20 protein-coding genes are annotated in these 18,811 nt (G+C 42.4%); 2 read left to right on the top strand and 18 right to left on the bottom strand.

Annotated features, from left to right (window positions below):
* Nucleotides 1–195: 195 nt before the first annotated feature.
* The 5 genes from H4683_RS04480 to H4683_RS04460 form a co-directional block, all read right to left on the bottom strand.
* Nucleotides 196–471, bottom strand: a complete 276-nt coding sequence (locus H4683_RS04480) for a histidine kinase (RefSeq protein WP_192597723.1) — start codon at nt 469–471, stop codon at nt 196–198.
* A gap of 41 nt (nt 472–512) precedes the next feature.
* Nucleotides 513–719 carry a hypothetical protein gene (locus H4683_RS04475; protein WP_192597636.1) on the bottom strand — a complete coding sequence of 69 codons (207 nt, stop codon included), beginning with the start codon at nt 717–719 and terminating at the stop codon, nt 513–515.
* 100 nt (nt 720–819) lie between these two features.
* Complete coding sequence (locus H4683_RS04470; protein WP_192597635.1) at nt 820–1,302, bottom strand: NUDIX hydrolase; 483 nt, start codon at nt 1,300–1,302, stop codon at nt 820–822.
* Nucleotides 1,303–1,392: 90 nt separating this feature from the next.
* The gene (locus tag H4683_RS04465; protein ID WP_192597634.1) at nt 1,393–1,905 is read right to left on the bottom strand and encodes a GrpB family protein; all 513 of its coding nucleotides are present in this window, start codon (nt 1,903–1,905) and stop codon (nt 1,393–1,395) included.
* Nucleotides 1,906–2,163: 258 nt separating this feature from the next.
* Nucleotides 2,164–2,661 carry a hypothetical protein gene (locus H4683_RS04460; RefSeq protein WP_192597633.1) on the bottom strand — a complete coding sequence of 166 codons (498 nt, stop codon included), beginning with the start codon at nt 2,659–2,661 and terminating at the stop codon, nt 2,164–2,166.
* Between the two features lie 239 nt (nt 2,662–2,900).
* On the opposite strand from H4683_RS04460, the gene namA reads away from it, so the two are divergent.
* Nucleotides 2,901–3,920, top strand: a complete 1,020-nt coding sequence (gene namA, locus H4683_RS04455; RefSeq protein ID WP_192597632.1) for an NADPH dehydrogenase NamA — start codon at nt 2,901–2,903, stop codon at nt 3,918–3,920.
* A gap of 239 nt (nt 3,921–4,159) precedes the next feature.
* Here the strand turns inward: namA and H4683_RS04450 are convergent, their stop codons facing one another.
* From H4683_RS04450 to mce, 8 genes are all read right to left on the bottom strand, one after another.
* Nucleotides 4,160–4,744, bottom strand: coding sequence for a type 1 glutamine amidotransferase family protein (locus H4683_RS04450; protein WP_192597631.1), 585 nt, complete (start codon nt 4,742–4,744; stop codon nt 4,160–4,162).
* Nucleotides 4,745–4,912: 168 nt separating this feature from the next.
* Nucleotides 4,913–5,884: a helix-turn-helix transcriptional regulator gene (locus H4683_RS04445; RefSeq protein WP_192597630.1), complete on the bottom strand. Its 972-nt coding sequence runs from the start codon at nt 5,882–5,884 to the stop codon at nt 4,913–4,915.
* Between the two features lie 221 nt (nt 5,885–6,105).
* Nucleotides 6,106–7,053 carry a ribonuclease Z gene (gene rnz / locus H4683_RS04440; protein WP_192597629.1) on the bottom strand — a complete coding sequence of 316 codons (948 nt, stop codon included), beginning with the start codon at nt 7,051–7,053 and terminating at the stop codon, nt 6,106–6,108.
* 17 nt (nt 7,054–7,070) lie between these two features.
* Nucleotides 7,071–8,270, bottom strand: a complete 1,200-nt coding sequence (locus H4683_RS04435; RefSeq protein ID WP_192597628.1) for a DNA polymerase IV — start codon at nt 8,268–8,270, stop codon at nt 7,071–7,073.
* Nucleotides 8,271–8,328: 58 nt separating this feature from the next.
* The gene (locus tag H4683_RS04430) at nt 8,329–8,805 is read right to left on the bottom strand and encodes a chemotaxis protein CheW (protein ID WP_192597627.1); all 477 of its coding nucleotides are present in this window, start codon (nt 8,803–8,805) and stop codon (nt 8,329–8,331) included.
* Nucleotides 8,806–8,876: 71 nt separating this feature from the next.
* On the bottom strand, nt 8,877–10,007 hold the full coding sequence (locus H4683_RS04425) for a M20/M25/M40 family metallo-hydrolase (protein WP_192597626.1): 1,131 nt from the start codon (nt 10,005–10,007) through the stop codon (nt 8,877–8,879).
* Between the two features lie 4 nt (nt 10,008–10,011).
* Nucleotides 10,012–11,559, bottom strand: a complete 1,548-nt coding sequence (locus H4683_RS04420) for an acyl-CoA carboxylase subunit beta (protein ID WP_192597625.1) — start codon at nt 11,557–11,559, stop codon at nt 10,012–10,014.
* 3 nt (nt 11,560–11,562) lie between these two features.
* Complete coding sequence (gene mce, locus H4683_RS04415) at nt 11,563–11,973, bottom strand: methylmalonyl-CoA epimerase (RefSeq protein WP_192597624.1); 411 nt, start codon at nt 11,971–11,973, stop codon at nt 11,563–11,565.
* Nucleotides 11,974–12,085: 112 nt separating this feature from the next.
* On the opposite strand from mce, the gene prli42 reads away from it, so the two are divergent.
* Nucleotides 12,086–12,181 carry a stressosome-associated protein Prli42 gene (prli42, locus tag H4683_RS04410; protein WP_192597623.1) on the top strand — a complete coding sequence of 32 codons (96 nt, stop codon included), beginning with the start codon at nt 12,086–12,088 and terminating at the stop codon, nt 12,179–12,181.
* 54 nt (nt 12,182–12,235) lie between these two features.
* Here the strand turns inward: prli42 and H4683_RS04405 are convergent, their stop codons facing one another.
* The 5 genes from H4683_RS04405 to H4683_RS04385 all read right to left on the bottom strand — a co-directional run bounded on the left by H4683_RS04405 (nt 12,236) and on the right by H4683_RS04385 (nt 18,701).
* Nucleotides 12,236–12,676, bottom strand: a complete 441-nt coding sequence (locus H4683_RS04405; protein ID WP_192597622.1) for a BrxA/BrxB family bacilliredoxin — start codon at nt 12,674–12,676, stop codon at nt 12,236–12,238.
* Nucleotides 12,677–12,863: 187 nt separating this feature from the next.
* Nucleotides 12,864–13,319, bottom strand: a complete 456-nt coding sequence (locus H4683_RS04400; protein ID WP_192597621.1) for a hypothetical protein — start codon at nt 13,317–13,319, stop codon at nt 12,864–12,866.
* A 473-nt stretch (nt 13,320–13,792) separates the two neighbouring features.
* Complete coding sequence (gene meaB, locus H4683_RS04395) at nt 13,793–14,830, bottom strand: methylmalonyl Co-A mutase-associated GTPase MeaB (RefSeq protein WP_192597722.1); 1,038 nt, start codon at nt 14,828–14,830, stop codon at nt 13,793–13,795.
* Nucleotides 14,831–14,871: 41 nt separating this feature from the next.
* Nucleotides 14,872–17,031, bottom strand: a complete 2,160-nt coding sequence (gene scpA / locus H4683_RS04390) for a methylmalonyl-CoA mutase (RefSeq protein WP_192597620.1) — start codon at nt 17,029–17,031, stop codon at nt 14,872–14,874.
* Nucleotides 17,028–18,701 carry a methylmalonyl-CoA mutase family protein gene (locus tag H4683_RS04385; protein ID WP_192597619.1) on the bottom strand — a complete coding sequence of 558 codons (1,674 nt, stop codon included), beginning with the start codon at nt 18,699–18,701 and terminating at the stop codon, nt 17,028–17,030. Before H4683_RS04385 ends, scpA begins: the two co-directional genes overlap by 4 nt.
* Nucleotides 18,702–18,811 lie beyond the last annotated feature (110 nt).

Below are 18,811 nucleotides of genomic sequence, written 5' to 3'. Positions count from 1 at the left end.
CATTTCCCCCTTTCTTTTCTAATGCACTTGCATTGGAATAATGGCACCTTCTGTTAACAGGTCTACTTTTGCTCCGAGGAGAGTACATTGGATAACGCCGTAATATTTCCTGAAATGTCATTATTATAAAATACACGTACCAACTAGAATTTCCCCATTGATTTCTCCCCTCCTATTCATTCAAGGCGACTCTGTCTATGTCCCAAAGTTACCAAAAAACATGATACCAATACTGAAAATAATTAAAACTAATAAAGCTAACATGCCGAGTGAAGAAGTAAGTACAGCAATTGTTTTTAAACGCCCTTTTACACTAAATAATGCCGGGGAAAATGAGCCGATTAGTAGTGATATTAATATCAATATGTCCCATGAATCAGGTAAGGGACTCAATACTTGCGGGATAATAAAACCGAAAACGATAAACGTTATTAGCAACACTAATGAAATTATGCTCAAATATCTTTTCATCACATCAACCTCCCTTTTATACAAATCTGTCAATAAGAAAATTATTCGTTATGTTTTTTGAAACAATAGGCTAATAATATGATTTCTAAAACAAAAACGAACCATAACGTCGGCTGGATTTGCCCTAACCGTGTCCCTTCTACACTTCCAAAAGCAAGTTTACTAAACCAGACATGTTCACCCCACATAATCATTACCATTAATTGTGTACATAACGCTACAATCACCAGCGGTATAAATTTTTTCATACTCATTTCCCCCTTTTTTGTTCACTCTCTGTATTCCAGATGGTTTTGCTGCTGACACAATAGCATAACCATTCGGCAAAAATGAAACCTTGGATAATTTTTATACAGTCCTATTCAATTTAAGTTCAAACTGCGGATTAGTTACATACTCCATATAACATACATGTCCATCAAAGTCCAAATAAGCCTGATAGCGGGTACGAATAGCTGGTGCTGTAATCATATCAAGCACTTTATCCTTTGCAATCCATCCACTTTCTGTTGTTTCTTCCGAAATACCTAGTTCTCCGCCCACCGGCTTGCACACAAAATCGAACATTACTTTGGTAGGAACATCAGTGACACCGTCATACCATTTATACATGCCCGTGTTGGAATAAACACCAATCAAGTGTGCAACGACCACATCTATCCCACTTTCCTCTTTTATTTCCCTACATAATGCATCCATTAGATTTTCTCCAACTTCCACTTGCCCTCCAGGAAATACCCACCCTCCATCGATTGTCTTCACTAACAGAATATTTCCATGCGCATCTTCTACGATGCCGCCTACGGCTACGATATGTGTTGGCATTATCATTCTTATCTCCCCTTAACATAGAATTATTTCAAACCGTTCGAACTGAAATAGGCTCCAAAAATCTCAGGATCCCCAGCGAAGCTTGGCCTCTTAGTCCATTATCGTCTCTAATGCTTTTCGATTAATTTCTAGTGCTAACTGTTCTTTTCCTTTGATGTACGATTCAATATCATAGGGAAAGCGTTGAGACAGCTCCCCCTTTAAATCCCCATATTCTTGTGCAAGATTTGGATGTGCCCGTAAATAATCCCGAAATGCAAGAAGTCGGTTAATTTCTGAATGACCCCATGCATACATATGGACATGGTGAGTTCGACAATCTCCGCCTTTTTGGAAATATCGACGACCAGCTATCCCGTTTTCACCTTTTGGTTCATAGCCAATGGCAATCATTGCCCTATTATAGTCATTAATTCGATGTATATCCCTTACGACGGGCATCATATCAATGATTGGCTTTGCTCGCAGCCCGTTTACAGACGTGCTTCCAATATGATGTAAGTCAATTATTTCAGCACCGAAAATCTCATATAATTTACGAGACTCTTCTTCAAACATTGAACCCCATCGTTCGTCATAAGGCTTAACCTCAACTTTTCTCATTCAAAACCTCACTTTCTCTTCTTCAAACTCTCTATTCATCGATTTGTCATCAACACTTGCACAATCGTCAAGGAGTAATCGAAGAAATATAACGGAAGAGGAATTGTGATAATCAGATTACTATCCAAAATAGCACGCCACCCTTCCCTCACGCAACCTGATGATAAGTACAAGTTTTGATTTGTGACTCAATCACTCTGTTAGTCGACAGGCTTGGGATATGACTTTCGGGGAAAAAAGAGCTGGATTTCACAGATCTCAGCCCCTTAAACTATTCGTATAATCCGACAATCTACGAATATCTTCAAAAAGATTTTGATAAGCCTTTATCTCCCAACTAATTAAAAGGGCAAAAATTAGAATATACACTGTCACATACCGCTTAAAGTTTTTCACCTGTCTTAATGATGAATAAAACAAGCCGGAAATTCCTGCAATAAAAAGAGAGATGATATAAATGTCAGTTTTCCACAAACTTTGGGCTCGATTAATTGGGTACATCACATCTCGTATTGAGTATAGTATTTGTTTTGACTCGACCTCTCGAATCTCCACGTCATAGGATTTCTTCTTCAAATAACCTTCTTTAATGGTCAAAACCATTGTTTCCTTGTCAAAGTCATACGTATATCCAGTTAAATTAAAGTCGGTTGCTGCTATGAAAAGTAAGAGTATTCCGGCCAATGCACAATAAATAAAAAGGGACAACGACAATGATTTGCTACTGAGCTTTTCGATAGTAAAAACTCCTCCCATTGAAAATATATCCTATGCACCAAATTTATTGTCAGCATATTCTTCAATATATTCATCAATGACTAATAACACTTGCACTTCCAATCACTCCCTTTTTCGATTATAGACAAACTTCTACATAAGATGCTATTTCTCCTGCTGATTAACTGAAAAGAGTGAATTTCATAAGCAAGATACACTGCTATACCCTCTCCCCTTTGCTATACTAACGATGTAAAGCACTATAGGAGGTTGAAAACATGGCTAAATTATTTGAACCATTTACAATACGTAACACTACATTCAAAAACCGCATCGTCATGGCGCCGATGTGTATGTATTCGAGTCATAATGAGGATGGAATGGTTGAAGATTGGCATAAGATCCATTATGCGACACGTGCAGTTGGGCAAGTTGGATTGATTATTGTCGAAGCAACGGCCGTTCAACCGGCTGGACGGATTTCAGCGCAGGATCTTGGTATTTGGAGTGATGATCATGTCGAGGGATTGGCAGAAATAGTTCGCTTGATGCAGCAGCATGGAGCCAAAACAGGCATTCAGCTAGCACATGCAGGACGGAAAGCGACTGTGGATGGCGATATTTACGCCCCATCGGCTATTGCGTTCAGCGACAGCTATCGGACACCAATCGCGATGACTATAGAGGATATTAAGGAGACTGTGCAAGCATTTAAAGAAGGAGCCGGCCGTGCGAAAAAAGCAGGATTCGATGTCATTGAACTCCATGCAGCACACGGCTATCTTATCAATGAATTTCTATCGCCTTTATCCAATAAACGGATGGATGCATATGGTGGCTCAGCAGAAAATCGTTACCGTTTCCTAAGCGAAATCATTGATGAAGTGCGCATGGTTTGGGAAGGTCCTCTTTTCGTCCGCATTTCCGCGCATGATTACACGGATGGCGGGATGACAGCTAGACTGTATGTCGAAATGGTTAAGTGGATGAAAGAACAAGGCGTCGACCTGATTGATGTCAGTTCGGGAGCTGTTGTACCCGCTGCAATCGATGTATTTCCAGGCTATCAAGTGAAGTTTTCAGAAACAATAAAAGAAGGTGCCGCTATCACAACAGGGACTGTTGGTTTAATTACGACAGGGATTCAAGCCGAGGAAATACTACAAAATAGACGCGCGGATATGGTTTTGCTTGCCCGTGAACTGTTGCGCGATCCATATTGGGCGTACACGGCTGCAAAGGAGCTTAGAGTAGAAATTGAATCGCCTAAACAATATAAGCGAGGTTGGTTATTCTGATTAGGGGATAGACATGAAGCTTTGAAAGGGAGGATAAAGCCGAAAGTCGTATTTCAATTAACGCCAGATAAACTGGAGAAGATGACAAAGGGGCAAGTTGTTACGGTGAAATAATGCTTTTTATACTAGAAACCCGATTTTCCTATTCTAAGGAAATCGGGTTTTATTCTCAATTCGCATGAACGATTTTATTTTTATTTTTGAGTTCATGAAGGTGATACTTTGGGAAAATCCAGTTATTATACTAAAGGAAAATAACCTTTTTTAAATAGATTATACCAATCTGTTAGCTCTTCACCTTCCAAAACATCTAATTTTTTTAAAATATCTCTAGAAAATTCGATTGCTCCACTTCCGTTAGCTGTGATTAAATGACCATCACTAACGGATTGTTCGTCTTTATATTTTTCATCACCCCGATAATTAGGTGCCCCTTCCTTTAAATAGGGCAAAGAATTTCCTGTATGATTATGGTCATCGAGAAACCCATGATTCCCTAAAAAAGTGGTTGCATCACAAATGGCTGCTACTGATATCTCCTTGTCAAAACAGAAATCCACAAGCTTACTCGCCTGATGATTTTTTTCTTCTCTCCATCCTGTTCCTCCGGGAATAATTAACATCGTAAATTCCAATTCATAAGAAAAGTCCTGTAAACTATAATCCGGAAGAACGGTCAGTCCCCCCATTGAAATTTTAGGTTCCTTGTCAATTGCGATTGTCTGAACCTGAAAGTTCGTTTTTGGTTTGTTTAACTCTGCACTCACATAACTTGCTTCCCAATCCGCAAAACCGTCTGTAATAAAAATCAAAACTTTTTTCATTTGTATAACCTCCGCTCTCACTTTGCTTTTTTCTAAACTCGCTCCACAATTGAAACTCTACGCAGATCATGTGGTTTCATTTTTCTAACTCCTTTTAGTTGAATTGCGCACACCCCCAATATACGATATCTTTACTGACAGAAACGGTCAGTAAAGATATAAAAACTTTTACTGAAATTCGTGAAGCGTTTGTTGATAAAACGCTGATAATTCATTTGTAACCTCAACTAATCTTTCTTTTAATAAAGTTGGCTCTATGATGTGAATTGATTTTCCATACTGTAGTATAAAATAAGGAACATAGGTCAAAACAGCACTTTCATTAATCTTCAGATGGACATACTCCATTGATCTCTCAGCTATTGTATGACCAAGTAACCAATGCCCGCAAAGATCACAAATTACTTGGGGGGTCCCCTTAATATGGATGGACAAAAGGTTGTCCTGTTCTGGTAACAGTCGTTCAAGAAGGAACCGCCGTGCAGAAAAGCCAGTTGGACGTGTGAATATCTCAGAGGTTCTATAAAATTGACGTATTCGGTCGGCACGGAAAGTTCGGATTTCTTGTCGATCATGACAAAATGCTACGATATACCATTTCCCTATCCAATATACAAGTCCAAAAGGGTCAATGTTCCTTATAGATTTTGATGTTGAGTAACCAGTTTGATACTCTATGTTTAAAGTATAACCTTCAGCTATGCATGACTCCGCTTCTTTCAAAATTGGATTTAGTTTTGGATCAGGTGGAGTATTGAGTACGTCAAGTCCGCTGGAATGCTTGTTAATTTCATTCAATTGCTCTTCGTTGGTATATCTCTTTAATTTATCAACAGCATCCTGGAGGTCTTCTGAATATGGGTATCCAGCTTTTTGAGCGAATTTTGATGCATGGATAAGAGCATTTTGTTCCTTGGTGCTAAAAAATAAATGAGCTTCATTAAATTGTTTATTTAGCGTATAGCCTCCGTTATGGCCAGATTCCGCAACGATAGGAACTCCACTTGCACACAGGGCATCGATATATCGATAAACCGTACGGATATGAATCTCCAAGTCATCGGATATTTGCTTAGCAGTGATGCGCTTTCTAGCTTTTAACAACCATAAAATAGCAAGCAAATTATCGAATTTCGCCATCTTGAACCTCCAATTAGGACTAAATTCTTTTTTAATTGAATAGAAAACTATAAAATTTTCGACCTGAGGATAATCTGTGAAAGCAGATAGGCCGCATCCAGACTCCTCTACATAGATTTTCCCTTGTTCAGATCCCCTACTTGCCTCCACTTCAACTTAGGCATCATTATTCCGGTTGACGGTGAAGTGAGTAGGAATAATACTCTCACACAGTTGTGGATTTAAAACTCCTCCAAACGAATAACTTCCCCATCTCTCCATTCAAACCGCGCAAAATCTTCTGCAATATGGAGGACAGGGAAAATCGCTTCTCCTTGTTCTTTTAACTTTGCCAAATCGCTAGGCATGAAGCGGGCGCTGATATGGTTGGCGATTAGGACTTTCACTCCCGCTTGTTTCGCAACCAACGCGGCGTCACCAATCGTTGAATGGCCATATTCCCTCGCAAGGTTTCCTGTTTCCGTATCGAATGTCGCTTCGTGGACAAGAATGTCTGCACCTCGGGCTAATTCAACAGCTGCCAGGCAATAACTTGTGTCTCCAAGAATCGCAACCGTGAACCCTTTCTCCGGATCCCCAGTAACGTCTTCACTACGAACAACTCGTCCATCCTCCAACGTCACGTCTTTCCCATCTTTTAATTGTTTCAGCAAAGGACCTTTCGGCACACCCGCTACAACCGCTTTATCGATAAGTAATTTGCCTGGCAGTTCCTTCTGTTCAATTCGATAGCCCAAGCATGGAATGACATGCTGTAAACTTTTTGCGCTCACCCGGAATTTTTCATCTTCAAACACAAATCCTTCACCGATTTCATGAATACCCAACGCATAATTCAAATGAACTTTCGTAATGCGGAGCGTTGTCTCTAGCCATTCATCCAATCCGCTAGGTCCATAAATATCAAGCCGCTCGTCACCGCCAAGAAATGAACGAGATCCAATTAGTCCTGGCAAGCCGTAAATATGGTCGCCATGTAGATGTGTGATAAAGATTTTAGTGATTTTTCGCGGTTTTAAATTTGTATGTAAAATCTGATGCTGTGTTGCTTCCCCGCAATCGAACAGCCAGTAGCCTTCCCCTTCAGCCGATAAATTTAAAACAGCGGCTGACGTGTTACGTATTTTGGATGGCATACCAGCGCCTGTCCCTAAAAACTGAAGTTCCATAATAAAAACCCTTCCTTTTACTTATTGGCCCTTTTCACGGAACCGGGTCCAAATTTCTTCTCCAGTTCCGATAAAAGCCCCTCGATTTCTTCTTCTTTTGCATGTTTTTCGAAATTGTAAATCGATAGTTGTTCATGTAGTTCATTCATTGGTACAACGTTCGACACGGTGATACCGAGAAGTCGGACCGGTTCCCCGTCCCAATGCTTATTGAATAAACCAACCGCTTCTTTATAAATGTCATTTTCTTTATAGACTGGATTGAGGGTAGAACGACTCCGTGTCTGATTACGCCAGTCAGCTGTACGGATTTGAATCATGACAACGGTACCAGCAAGTTGCGTTTTATTTAGCCGATCCGCGACCTTAACTGCAAGCCAGTTGAAAGTTTTTAGACATTCATCTAGATCGGTCTCATCGATAGGTAATGTCGTGGAACTGCCAATACTTTTCCTCTCTTCAGCCGCTTCAGGGTCAACTAAACGATAATCGTTACCATTTGCTCGTTTATGGAGTTGTAGGCCATTCTTACCAAGTGATGATTTTATTATCAGTTCATCCTTTTGGGCAAGGTCGCCAATTGTGTAAATCCCAAGAGCGTGCATCTTTTTCTCAGTACTCTTCCCGATTCCGTGCATGTCGATAACAGGAAGTGGCCATAGGATTGACTTCACTTCCCGCTTTCTCAAAATCGTGATTCCCATGGGTTTTTTCATATCGGAAGCCGTTTTCGCCAGAAACTTATTTGGAGCGATACCAATAGAACACGGCAAATCAAGTTCCCGTAGAATCCGCTGTTGCATTTCAGTCGCAATCGTAACGGCATTTGTCAATCCCCCGATTGCGGTAATGTCAATAAAAGCTTCGTCAATCGATACCGGTTCTACAAGATCAGTATACGAACGTAACAGATTGAATACGGCCATTGAAGCTGTACGATATTTTTCGTGATCGGGTGGAATAATGACAAGATTCGAGCAGAGCCGTTTAGCCTCACCAACCGTCATCGTTGCATAAATACCAAGCGCTCGAGCTTCATAGGAGCAAGTGACAAGGATCCCTCTCCGCTCCTTTGGATTACCCGCGACAGCCATTGGAATCCCTTTTAACGACGGGTCGTGTGCCTGTTCCACGGAGGCGAAAAAACTGTTCATATCAAGATGAAGGATGACCCTTGTCCTCGTTTCACTGACCGTTTCTATGGCACATCCCTCCATCCTTTTTTGGTATTATGCTAATGCAAAAACCGGACAGATGACACTGTCCGGTCCGATCTTATTGACTTTGCACGACTTGTGCTTTAACGTATTCATCGATTTCATCCATCCCTGCAAGTGTTTGCGACAGTATTTCAGGATCAACAACAGTAATTATTCGGTTTTCTAAGTTCGCCACTGTTATAAAATATTTCGTTTTCGAGTAAGCTAGCAATCCTGTTGAACTCATTGAACCTTCTGGTATATCTAAAATCTCTTTCGCATCCAAGACGAGAAGTCCAATATATAAATTTTTAGTTTTGACCAACACAACCCGCGCTTCTGCATGTCCCTTTGCACTTCTACCGTACAAAATCTGCTCAAAATCGAGAATCGGAACCAGCTCCTTCCGAATTCGCATAAGTCCAAGCATATAGTCTGGAAGATGTGGAATCGGATTCACTTGCTCAAGCCGTTCGATTGACACGACTGTTTCAACCGGTAGTGCATACTCTTCATTGCCACACTGAATGATGACCGCTTTCAAATCACTCATTATAAATTCCCTCCTTTATGGTACCAGCTTCCTTAAGTCGTATGCCGCAGCTCCACAGCCTCTCGCTTTCCTTACTTGTTAGCTGTGACATGAACAATTTCAAGCAATAGTTCCGTTAGTTTGTTTAGTTCTTCAACAGGCATTCGTTCGCCTTTCGTATGAATCTCTTCGTAGCCTACAGATAAAGTGACCGTTGGAATTCCGGCACCGTTGAAGACGTTGCCATCACTTCCACCCCCACTTGTCAGAAGTTCCGGCGTGCGTCCTATGTTTCGAATTGCTTCCATCGCTATTTGAACAACTTCCGCTTCTTCCCCGAAACTAAATCCAGGGTACATGAGTTGCATGTCCGTTTCAGCTTTTCCGCCCATCAAATGAGCAGTACGTTCAAATGTCCGTATCATATGTTCCGTCTGTTCGGTCAGTTTTTCAGGATTAATTGACCTTGCTTCCGCTAAAATACCTACCTCGTCACAAACGATATTTGTTGCTCGACCCCCTTCAAAATGTCCGATGTTCGCCGTCGTTTCAGAATCGATTCGTCCAAGAGACATCGCTGCGATTGATTTTGCTGCAATATTGATAGCAGAAATCCCTTTTTCAGGTGCAACACCCGCATGCGCTGTCTTCCCGCGGATAGTCGTCCATAATTTTGCTTGATAAGGCGCTGCAGTCACGATACCACCAACTTTACCATCGCTATCAACTGCATAGCCGTATTTCGCTGTTATCAATGATGTATCCATCTCTTTTGCACCAACAAGTCCACTTTCTTCACCTGCAGTGATGATGAACTGAATGTCCCCATACGCTTTTCCACTTTCCTTCAATGTCCGTACCATTTCAAACAGTGCTGCTATTCCAGCTTTATCATCTGCACCAAGGATTGTTGTACCGTCGGAATAGACATAGCCGTCCTCGCGAAGTTCGGGTTTGATGCCTTGTGCAGGAACGACGGTATCCATATGACAAGTGAAATAGATTGGAACAACGCCATCCGCGGTCCCTTTCATTGTGGCAATCAGATTCCCAGCACCATGACCGGTACGGTTAGCAGAATCATCTTCACTAACAACAAAACCAAGTGCTTCCATTTTATTCGTTAAAACATCTGCAATCAGCCGTTCATTTTTCGTTTCAGAATCGATTTGAACGAGTTCGAAAAACTCATCAAGTAGTCTTTGTTTATTCAAAATTAACATCTCCCTATAGTGGTATATTACCATGTTTCTTTTTAGGTCTTGTCTCTTGTTTGTTACGCATCATATCGAGTGCCTGTAACAGTTTAATGCGTGTTTCACGCGGATCAATTACATCATCAACCATGCCATGTGCTGCTGCTACGTAGGGGTTGGAAAACTTTTCGCGATACTCTTCAATTTTCTCAGCACGTGTCGTTTCTGGATTGTCACTATTCGCAATCTCGCGTGCAAAGATAATATTTGCCGCACCTTGCGCACCCATAACAGCAATTTCAGCATTCGGCCATGCATAAACAATATCCGCACCAATCGATTTAGAGTTTAGTGCAACATAGGCACCACCGAAAGCTTTACGTAGGATAACCGTCATTTTTGGCACAGTCGCTTCCGAATACGCATATAAAATTTTTGCCCCGTGACGGATGATACCGCCATGTTCCTGCTTAATGCCTGGGAAAAAACCCGTTACGTCTTCAAATGTGATAAGTGGGATATTAAAGGAGTCACAGCATCGGATGAAACGGGCAATTTTATCGGATGAATCGATATCAAGTCCGCCTGCCATCACTTTCGGTTGATTACAGATTAGACCGACCGATTCGCCTTTCATACGTGCAAAGCCGACAACTACATTTTTTGCGAACTCGGCTTGTACTTCAAAGAATGAATTCTTATCGACGACTTGTTCAATTACTTTCAGCACGTCATAGGGGCGTATCGTTTCAAAGGGTACAATATCCGCTAAATTTGCGCGGTAGTCGTCCGCTTCTTGATAGTCTGCAATTGGTGCTTTTTCTTCATTATTTTGCGGTAAATAGGACAGTAGTCTCCGCACATTCTCAAGGACTGTCTCTTCATTTTTTCCACGAAAATGTGCATTGCCACTGATTGCATTATGTACTTTTGAACCTCCAAGGTCTTCAGATGAAATCCTTTCCCCTGTAACTGTTTCAATTACTTTCGGACCCGTGATAAACATCTGACTTGTCTCGTCTGTCATGAAAACAAAATCGGTGATGGCCGGGGAATAAACCGCTCCCCCAGCGCACGGACCAAGTATGACGGAAATCTGAGGAATAACACCAGAATAAATAGCATTCCGATAAAAGATTTCCCCATAACCATCAAGCGAAACGACGCCCTCTTGAATGCGTGCTCCACCGGAATCATTCAGTCCGATGAACGGTGTCCCATTTTTAGCAGCCAGATCCATTACATTGGCAATTTTCATGGCATGCATTTCCCCAAGTGCGCCACCAAATACAGTGAAATCCTGGGAAAATAGATAGATAGGTCTTCCGTCAATTTTACCATAACCTGTGACAACACCATCACCAGGTCCTACTTGCTTGTCCATACCAAAGTCACGTGTGCGGTGTGTGACGAATGGTTTTAGTTCAACAAATGTATTGGCATCAAGAAGTAGATCAATCCGTTCTCTAGCTGTCAGTTTCCCTTTTTCATGTTGCTTATCGATTCGTTCATCTCCGCCACCCAGTTCGATTTCTCTCTTTTTATCATATAATTCATTGATTTTATCATAAATATTCATCGCTCAATCCCCTTTGCCACTTTTGTCGCATAGTTCATATAGAACGCCGAATGATGACTTTGGATGAAGGAATGCAACCTCCGCCCCACCAGCACCTGGTTTCGGCTCTTCCTGTACTAACTGAACACCTTTAGCTCTTAGTTCTGCCATCCTTGTGCGAATGTCCGTCACTCCGAATGCGATATGATGGACACCTTCCCCACGCTTTTCAAGAAATTTTGCAATCGCTCCCGTTTCACCAAGCGGTTCTAATAGTTCAAGTTTAATATTCCCAGCATCAATGAATGCGACGCGCACGTTCTGGCTTACAACTGCTTCAATTGCCAAAAGTTTAAATCCAAGTGTATGTATGTAATAGTCGATGGAATGATCCATGCTTTTCACGGCGATTCCGATATGATCTACCTTCTGCATCCCAATTCCCCCTATTTTCTATTGTACATTTTAATCGTCAAAATCGCTACATGTTGTGATTTACAGAAATTCTGTTAAAATGGAAGTATCATATGTAAGGAGTTTTTGCCCGATGAGCAATAAAAAAACACAGAAGATTATCGTCTATTTAATGATTGGGGCGATGGTTGCGTTGAGTCTCTTGTCTGGACTTAGTGTACTATTGTAAATGTAAAAAAACAGTCCGTACTGCGCAATTTGGCATATACGGACTGTTTTTATTTTAAACTTCTTCGCAATATTCCTCGAACTGGCTTTGCAAGTTTGCAACAACGGACATTGGATCATGTCCTTCGATTTCATAGCGACCGACTTCTGCGACAAGCTTACCGTCTTTCAAAAGTGCGAATGAAGGCGAAGATGGCAAATGATCATCTCCGAAAAGCATACGTGCTTGCGCTGTCGCTTCCTTATCTTGTCCAGCGAATACTGTTACTAAATGCGTTGGACGTTTGTCGTAATGAATGGAATGTGCCGCTGCTGGACGTGCAATACCTCCAGCACAACCGCAAACAGAATTCACCATCACAAGTGTCGTACCCGGACGTGCGAATGCTTCCTCAACTGTCTCAGGTGTTGTTAATTGCTCATAACCGCTCGCTTCCATTTCGGAACGCGCCTGTTTTAGGATGTCATTCATATAAAGATCAAAATTCATAGTCATTCGTGATAAACCCCTTTCTATTTACTTCTATATCATAGCAGGAGTGAAGGTTTCACGCAAAAAAACGACTTGCTGAATTTGTAATGCAACTTGAATGAAAACCTTCCGACCTGGCATGCCGAGATTGTTTGAAGCGGATGTCCTTACCTGATTGACTTTTCAGAATACTTGATACATGAATTTTTCACTAAGTATGTATATTTAGTTCCGCATGATAGTTTTTCAATGTACTGTAATCAACGATGTGCTTTGAACCAGGATTGTGATGCTGGGTTTTCCATGCATCTTTATATATCTTTACATACTTTTGAAATTCCTTTCTTATTTTCTCTAAATTATTCTGTATGTATATATGACTTTTCTGATGAATATTTTTAGGAAAAGGGTACACCATCGAATCTAAGCTTGTATAATCTATCACAATCGCTTTTGAATAATCAATAAAGCCCACTCTACCCTCCTTGACATGGAATACATGTTTATGTTTAGCATTTGTTCTAAGGGGAAGCAATATATTTATATCGTCGACAATCATCGATAGGTAGATAAACGGCCTTGATCCTTCTTTCCCATCTTCAAATTCAGGATCCAACTGTTGTAATTTGTTATTGAACTTATCTGTTAATCCATAATAAATTACCATAGCACACCTCATGTAAACAATTTTTATCCCGCAGTAACGGGCAGTAAGACCCCCACTTCAAGTCTTCGAGGAAACAAAAAGACTAATTGGGGGAAGAGGAACCCCCTGATTGAAGATTAACTTTATTAAAAGAGGGCTGAATCCATATGGATTCAGCCCTTAGTATGGGATACGCTCGGTTTGGTTTTTTATTGTTTTAGTTGACCATCCAGTTTATGCCAACATCTCAAAAAAACGGTTTGGTTTTTTATTGTTTTAGTTGACCATCCAGTTTATGCCAACATCTCAAAAAAACGGTTTGGTTTTTTATTGTTTTAGTTGACCATCCAGTTTATGCCAACAAAATGAACGCATCCTGTTTACTTAACTCCACTCCTATTATATGCAATACTTTTGCATTTGTATAGAGTTAAGCAAATTTAGTATGCTTCCGACTCACTTTATTATTCATAATATACCCGCACAATAGACATTCACCCCAAAAACAACCGCTCAACAGCACCAGCCACCGTAATATCTCCCTTGAGTAGTGCTTGCTCAAGTTCTGCAACTTGCTCTTTCCTTCCGGGTTCTGCGAAAAAGGTGTCTATGAGTCGGTCGTTTATCATGGAACGGAACCAATCTTTTGTCTGGGATTGGCGTCGTTCTGCCCAAAACGTGTTCGTATCCATTGTTGCCTTAAATGCCAACACTGTTTCCCATACCTCTTCAAGTCCGGTTAATTTTATGGATGAAACCGGAAGAGACGTCGGTGTCCACCCTAGGGAAGCAGGTTGCAGAAAATGCAGTAACTGGCGGTATTCCCTCACTGTCTTTTTGGCGAGTTTCAAATTATCACCATCCGCTTTATGGACAATGATGCCATCAACGAGTTCCATGATTCCTTTTTTCATCCCCTGCAGTTCATCCCCTGCGCCCGTTAGGACGAGCAACATGAAGAAATCGACCATCCCGCGGACGACCGTTTCACTTTGTCCGACGCCAACTGTTTCGATTAGGATGACATCATAGCCTGCTGCTTCACAAAGCAACATCGTTTCACGGGATTTTTTGTGTACCCCGCCAAGTGTTCCAGCTGTAGGTGATGGACGGATGAATGCGCCGGGATGTCTTGCAAGTTCCTCCATCCGTGTTTTATCGCCGAGAATGCTTCCACCAGTGATTGTCGAGCTCGGATCGATTGCAAGGACTGCCACATGATGGCCCGCGTTAGCAAGCATGAGCCCGAATGCCTCGATGAATGTACTTTTCCCTGCGCCAGGTACGCCCGTGATGCCAATTCGAATACTATTTCCTGTTTTCGGCAACAAATTAAGCAGTACTTGTTGTCCCGCTATTTTGTCTGCTGGCGTAATGCTTTCGAGTAGTGTAATCCCTTTGGCAAGGTGGAGCCGTGAGCCATTTGAAATCTTTTCCGTTAATTCTTCAACCGGGATCGTACGGTCCTTTTTCACGAAACGTTTACGTACTGTAGCGGACATACCATCGTGTGATGAAGCAATTCCGTCCATTACATTTAGCGCACTGTCATCGGGTAAATGAGTGTTGTTCTTCACTCCATCACTTCCTCGTAGCCGAGCCTGCGATAGATTTCTTCAATTACTTTTTGTGCAGCCACTGGAATGACAGTTCCGGGTCCGAAGATTGCCGCTGCGCCGTTTTCACGAAGAAATGCGTAATCTTGAGCAGGGATAACCCCTCCGACGACTATCAAAATATCTTCTCGTTCGATTTTTTCAAGTTCCTCACGCAATGCTGGAACAAGCGTTTTATGTCCTGCGGCAAGTGAGCTGACGCCAATAACGTGAACATCATTTTCAGCCGCTTGTAGAGCCGTTTCTTCTGGCGTTTGGAAGAGAGGGCCGATATCGACATCAAAGCCAAGATCCGCAAAAGAAGATGCAATAACCTTCGCACCACGGTCATGACCGTCTTGCCCCATTTTCGCGATGAGAATACGGGGACGTCGCCCTTCGTTTTCCAAAAAGTCATCCGTCATTGATTTCACTTCGTCAATCTCTTCTGCATTCGAAAAGTTCGAACTATATACACCACTCACGGAACGAATCACCGCCTTATGCCGGCCCGAAACACTTTCAATCGCGTCGGAAATTTCACCAATTGTTGCACGGGCACGCGCCGCATCGACTGCAAGTGCCAGCAAGTTTCCTTGTCCGCTACGAGCAGTGTCTGTAATCGCACTAAGCGTCTGCGTCACAACTGCATCATCACGATCTGTCTTCATCTGATGGATGCGGTCAATCTGTTTCTGGCGGACAAGCGTGTTATCGATATCCAGAATGTCGATTGGATCTTCTTTGTCAAGACGGTATTTATTTACCCCAATGATCGATTCGAAACGTGAATCGATTTGCGCTTGACGTTTTGCCGCCGCTTCTTCAATTTTCATCTTCGGAAGACCGGTTTCGATTGCTTTCGCCATGCCGCCCAGTTCTTCAATTTCCTCAATCAATTCCCAAGCTTTATTCATCAATTCGTCCGTCAGTTTTTCGACATAGTATGAGCCGCCCCATGGATCGATTACCTTTGTCATCATCGTTTCTTCTTGTAAAAATAACTGTGTATTTCTTGCGATACGAGCAGAGAAATCTGTCGGCAAAGCAATTGCTTCGTCAAGTGCGTTCGTATGAAGTGACTGTGTATGTCCCATTGCAGCAGCATTCGCTTCAATTAGCGTCCGCGTGACGTTGTTGAATGGATCCTGTTCAGTCAAGCTCCAGCCCGAAGTTTGCGAATGTGTACGGAGTGCAAGCGTTTTCGGATTTTTCGGTTCGAACGTTTGCATCATCTGTGCCCATATTTTACGTGCGGCACGCATTTTGGCAATTTCCATGAAATAATTTTTGCCGATTGCCCAGAAAAATGACAAACGCGGTGCGAATGAATCAATGTCAATGCCCGCTTTCAAGCCTGTACGCACGTATTCAAGTCCATCGGCAAGGGTGTAGGCCAATTCGATATCCGCCGTTGCCCCCGCCTCCTGCATATGATAGCCGGAAATTGAAATCGAGTTGAATTTCGGCATATTTCGGGATGTATACTCAAAAATATCCGCAATGATTTTCATCGACATTTCGGGTGGGAAGATGTATGTATTCCGCACCATATATTCTTTTAGTATATCGTTCTGAATTGTGCCGATAAGTTTGTCCGCCGATACACCCTGTTCCTCTGCTGCAACAATATAAAACGCCATGATAGGGAGCACCGCACCGTTCATCGTCATCGACACGGACATCTGATCAAGCGGAATACCGTCGAATAGAATTTTCATATCCTCGATCGAATCGATGGCAACTCCCGCTTTCCCGACGTCCCCCGTCACGCGTGGATGATCGGAATCATAGCCGCGATGCGTCGCAAGGTCGAATGCAACGGATAAGCCTTTTTGTCCCATCGCCAGATTCCGTCTGTAAAACGCATTACTTTCCTCTGCCGTTGAAAATCCCGCATATTGTCGTACGGTCCACGGTCTGGAAACATACATTGTCGGATAGGGGCCCCGCGTATTTGGCGCGATACCGGGATAATCATTCATATGCGCGATATTTTCAGTGTCTTTACTCGAATAGACCGTTTTCACATCAATTCCTTCATTCGTGCGAAAAGGTTCTCCAGCAATGGGAATTGAATTTGTAATGGATTGCACGATTTGTGTCAAATCGACTTTATTAAAATCAGGTCTATTCATCGCATATCGCCTCCTGTCCATTTGCTATGGATTTCCTGCAGCTTCTGCACTTTATCCTGGCCGCTGAATACAAAGCCATTCAAACCAGCATTCAGCCATTGTTGCGTAATTGCCGCATCATATTTCCCGGCCGCATCCAAAATAAGATTATCCGGAAGCTTCTTCAACATTTGTTCCATTACACTTGCAGTCAATGTAGGTGTTGCGCAAACGATGGCATAGTCGGGCTTTTCATTTGCTAGCCAGTCAATTGCGGTTTGTGCGTCATTGAATGCGGGACTCCATTCGGAACGGATACCCCCTGTTGCCAAAAATCCTCCGACGAAATCGGCACGCGGTTTGAAATCATTTAACTCTCCGAATGTTACTAGCACGGTATGGGGTTGTTTTTCACCATATTTAGTTCTCAAATTTTCGAACGGTTCCGCAAGACGCCCTTCAATAGCAATACCGTTCCAATCAGCATAATCTGTATTCGCAAGTTCGGCATACACATTTGTGCCAATCAATGATTTTATACCCTTTGCAACTTGGTCTCTCCGTTTATCTAGAAGCTTTTCAAGCTGTACGTTTTGCACATAAATCTCATAGCCGCCATCCGCTTCGATTTCAAGAAACAATGCCCATGCTTTATCGACAAGTTCAGACGTCAATGTTTCAATAAAATACGAACCGCCCGCAGCATCGATTACTTTATCGACTTGGGTCTCTTCTTTAATAACCAGCTGGATATTGCGCGCAAATCGAACCGAGCTCTCCGATGGTCCTGTTAACACATCATGGGGATGGACAGTGATGACATCGGCTCCCCCAAGAACCGCTGAAAAAACCTCGTTCCCTGCACGCAAAAGGTTAACGTAAGGGTCTAGTTTCGAATAGGAACGCAATGAGGTTGTTGTAAGAATTGGAACGTAGGGTGCTTCAACTACTTTGTAAGCAGTACAAAATGCTGTCCAAAGGATGCGGAACGCACGTAATTTCGCGATTTCCATGAAAAAATGCGTGTCGATTGCGAAATGGACGAAGAAATCCTCCGCGGCATTATTGAAATTCTCTTGTTTATCAGCGTAATTCGCGGCTTGTGCCAGTGCCAAAGCAAGCTCGGTTACAGCGTCAGCGCCTTTGTGATGTGCTATCCATAAATCGGCTCCTGACGTCCGAAGATTTGAAAACCCTTTTGAGAGTGTACATTCTGAAACGGAAATGGCCCCTTTAACCAATGAACGTTCAGATACCGGAACAGATTCAAATGCATCAAGAATCGGATTATTGACATCCATATTCTTGATGAAAACCGGATACTTCGTCATCAGTTGACTAAGTTCAAAGAGAGAAGCTTCCTCCCATTGAACCGCTTTATTTCCGTCGAATACCAGCGCTTCATTCCCGCGTGCAATCGATTCTTTCAATCCAGCGAGAAGCTGTTCTCCGTTCGTTGCATAGGTTTCTTGTGCGACAATCCACCCTAAATCTTTCTTAGGCGAACGGGCTGTATGAGTGCGTTTTTCGACATCTTCAAGGGTATATAACGGTTGCAAATCAATCCCTTCAAGCGTTTTCGTAATAAGGGATTCAAGAGGTTTTCCCTTCAGCGATTGCAGTGCCGCCTCTTTCCATTGTTCGAAGTCCACTTCGTTAAACGTTGTCGTTTTCATAGTATGTATGATCATAGTTTGCGCTAGCGCTTCCCCCCTCTGAATAGTCAAGTTATTTCTATTTTACCCGAGAAAGCCCGTTGTTGAAAGCTGAAAAACCTCGGCACCATTGAGCATGGACCGAG

Source organism: Sporosarcina limicola, assembly GCF_014873855.1.
GTDB classification, from domain to species: Bacteria; Bacillota; Bacilli; order Bacillales_A; family Planococcaceae; genus Sporosarcina; species Sporosarcina limicola.
Note: the sequence above shows the minus strand (reverse complement) of the source record. Positions and strands in the feature narration are given on the sequence as shown.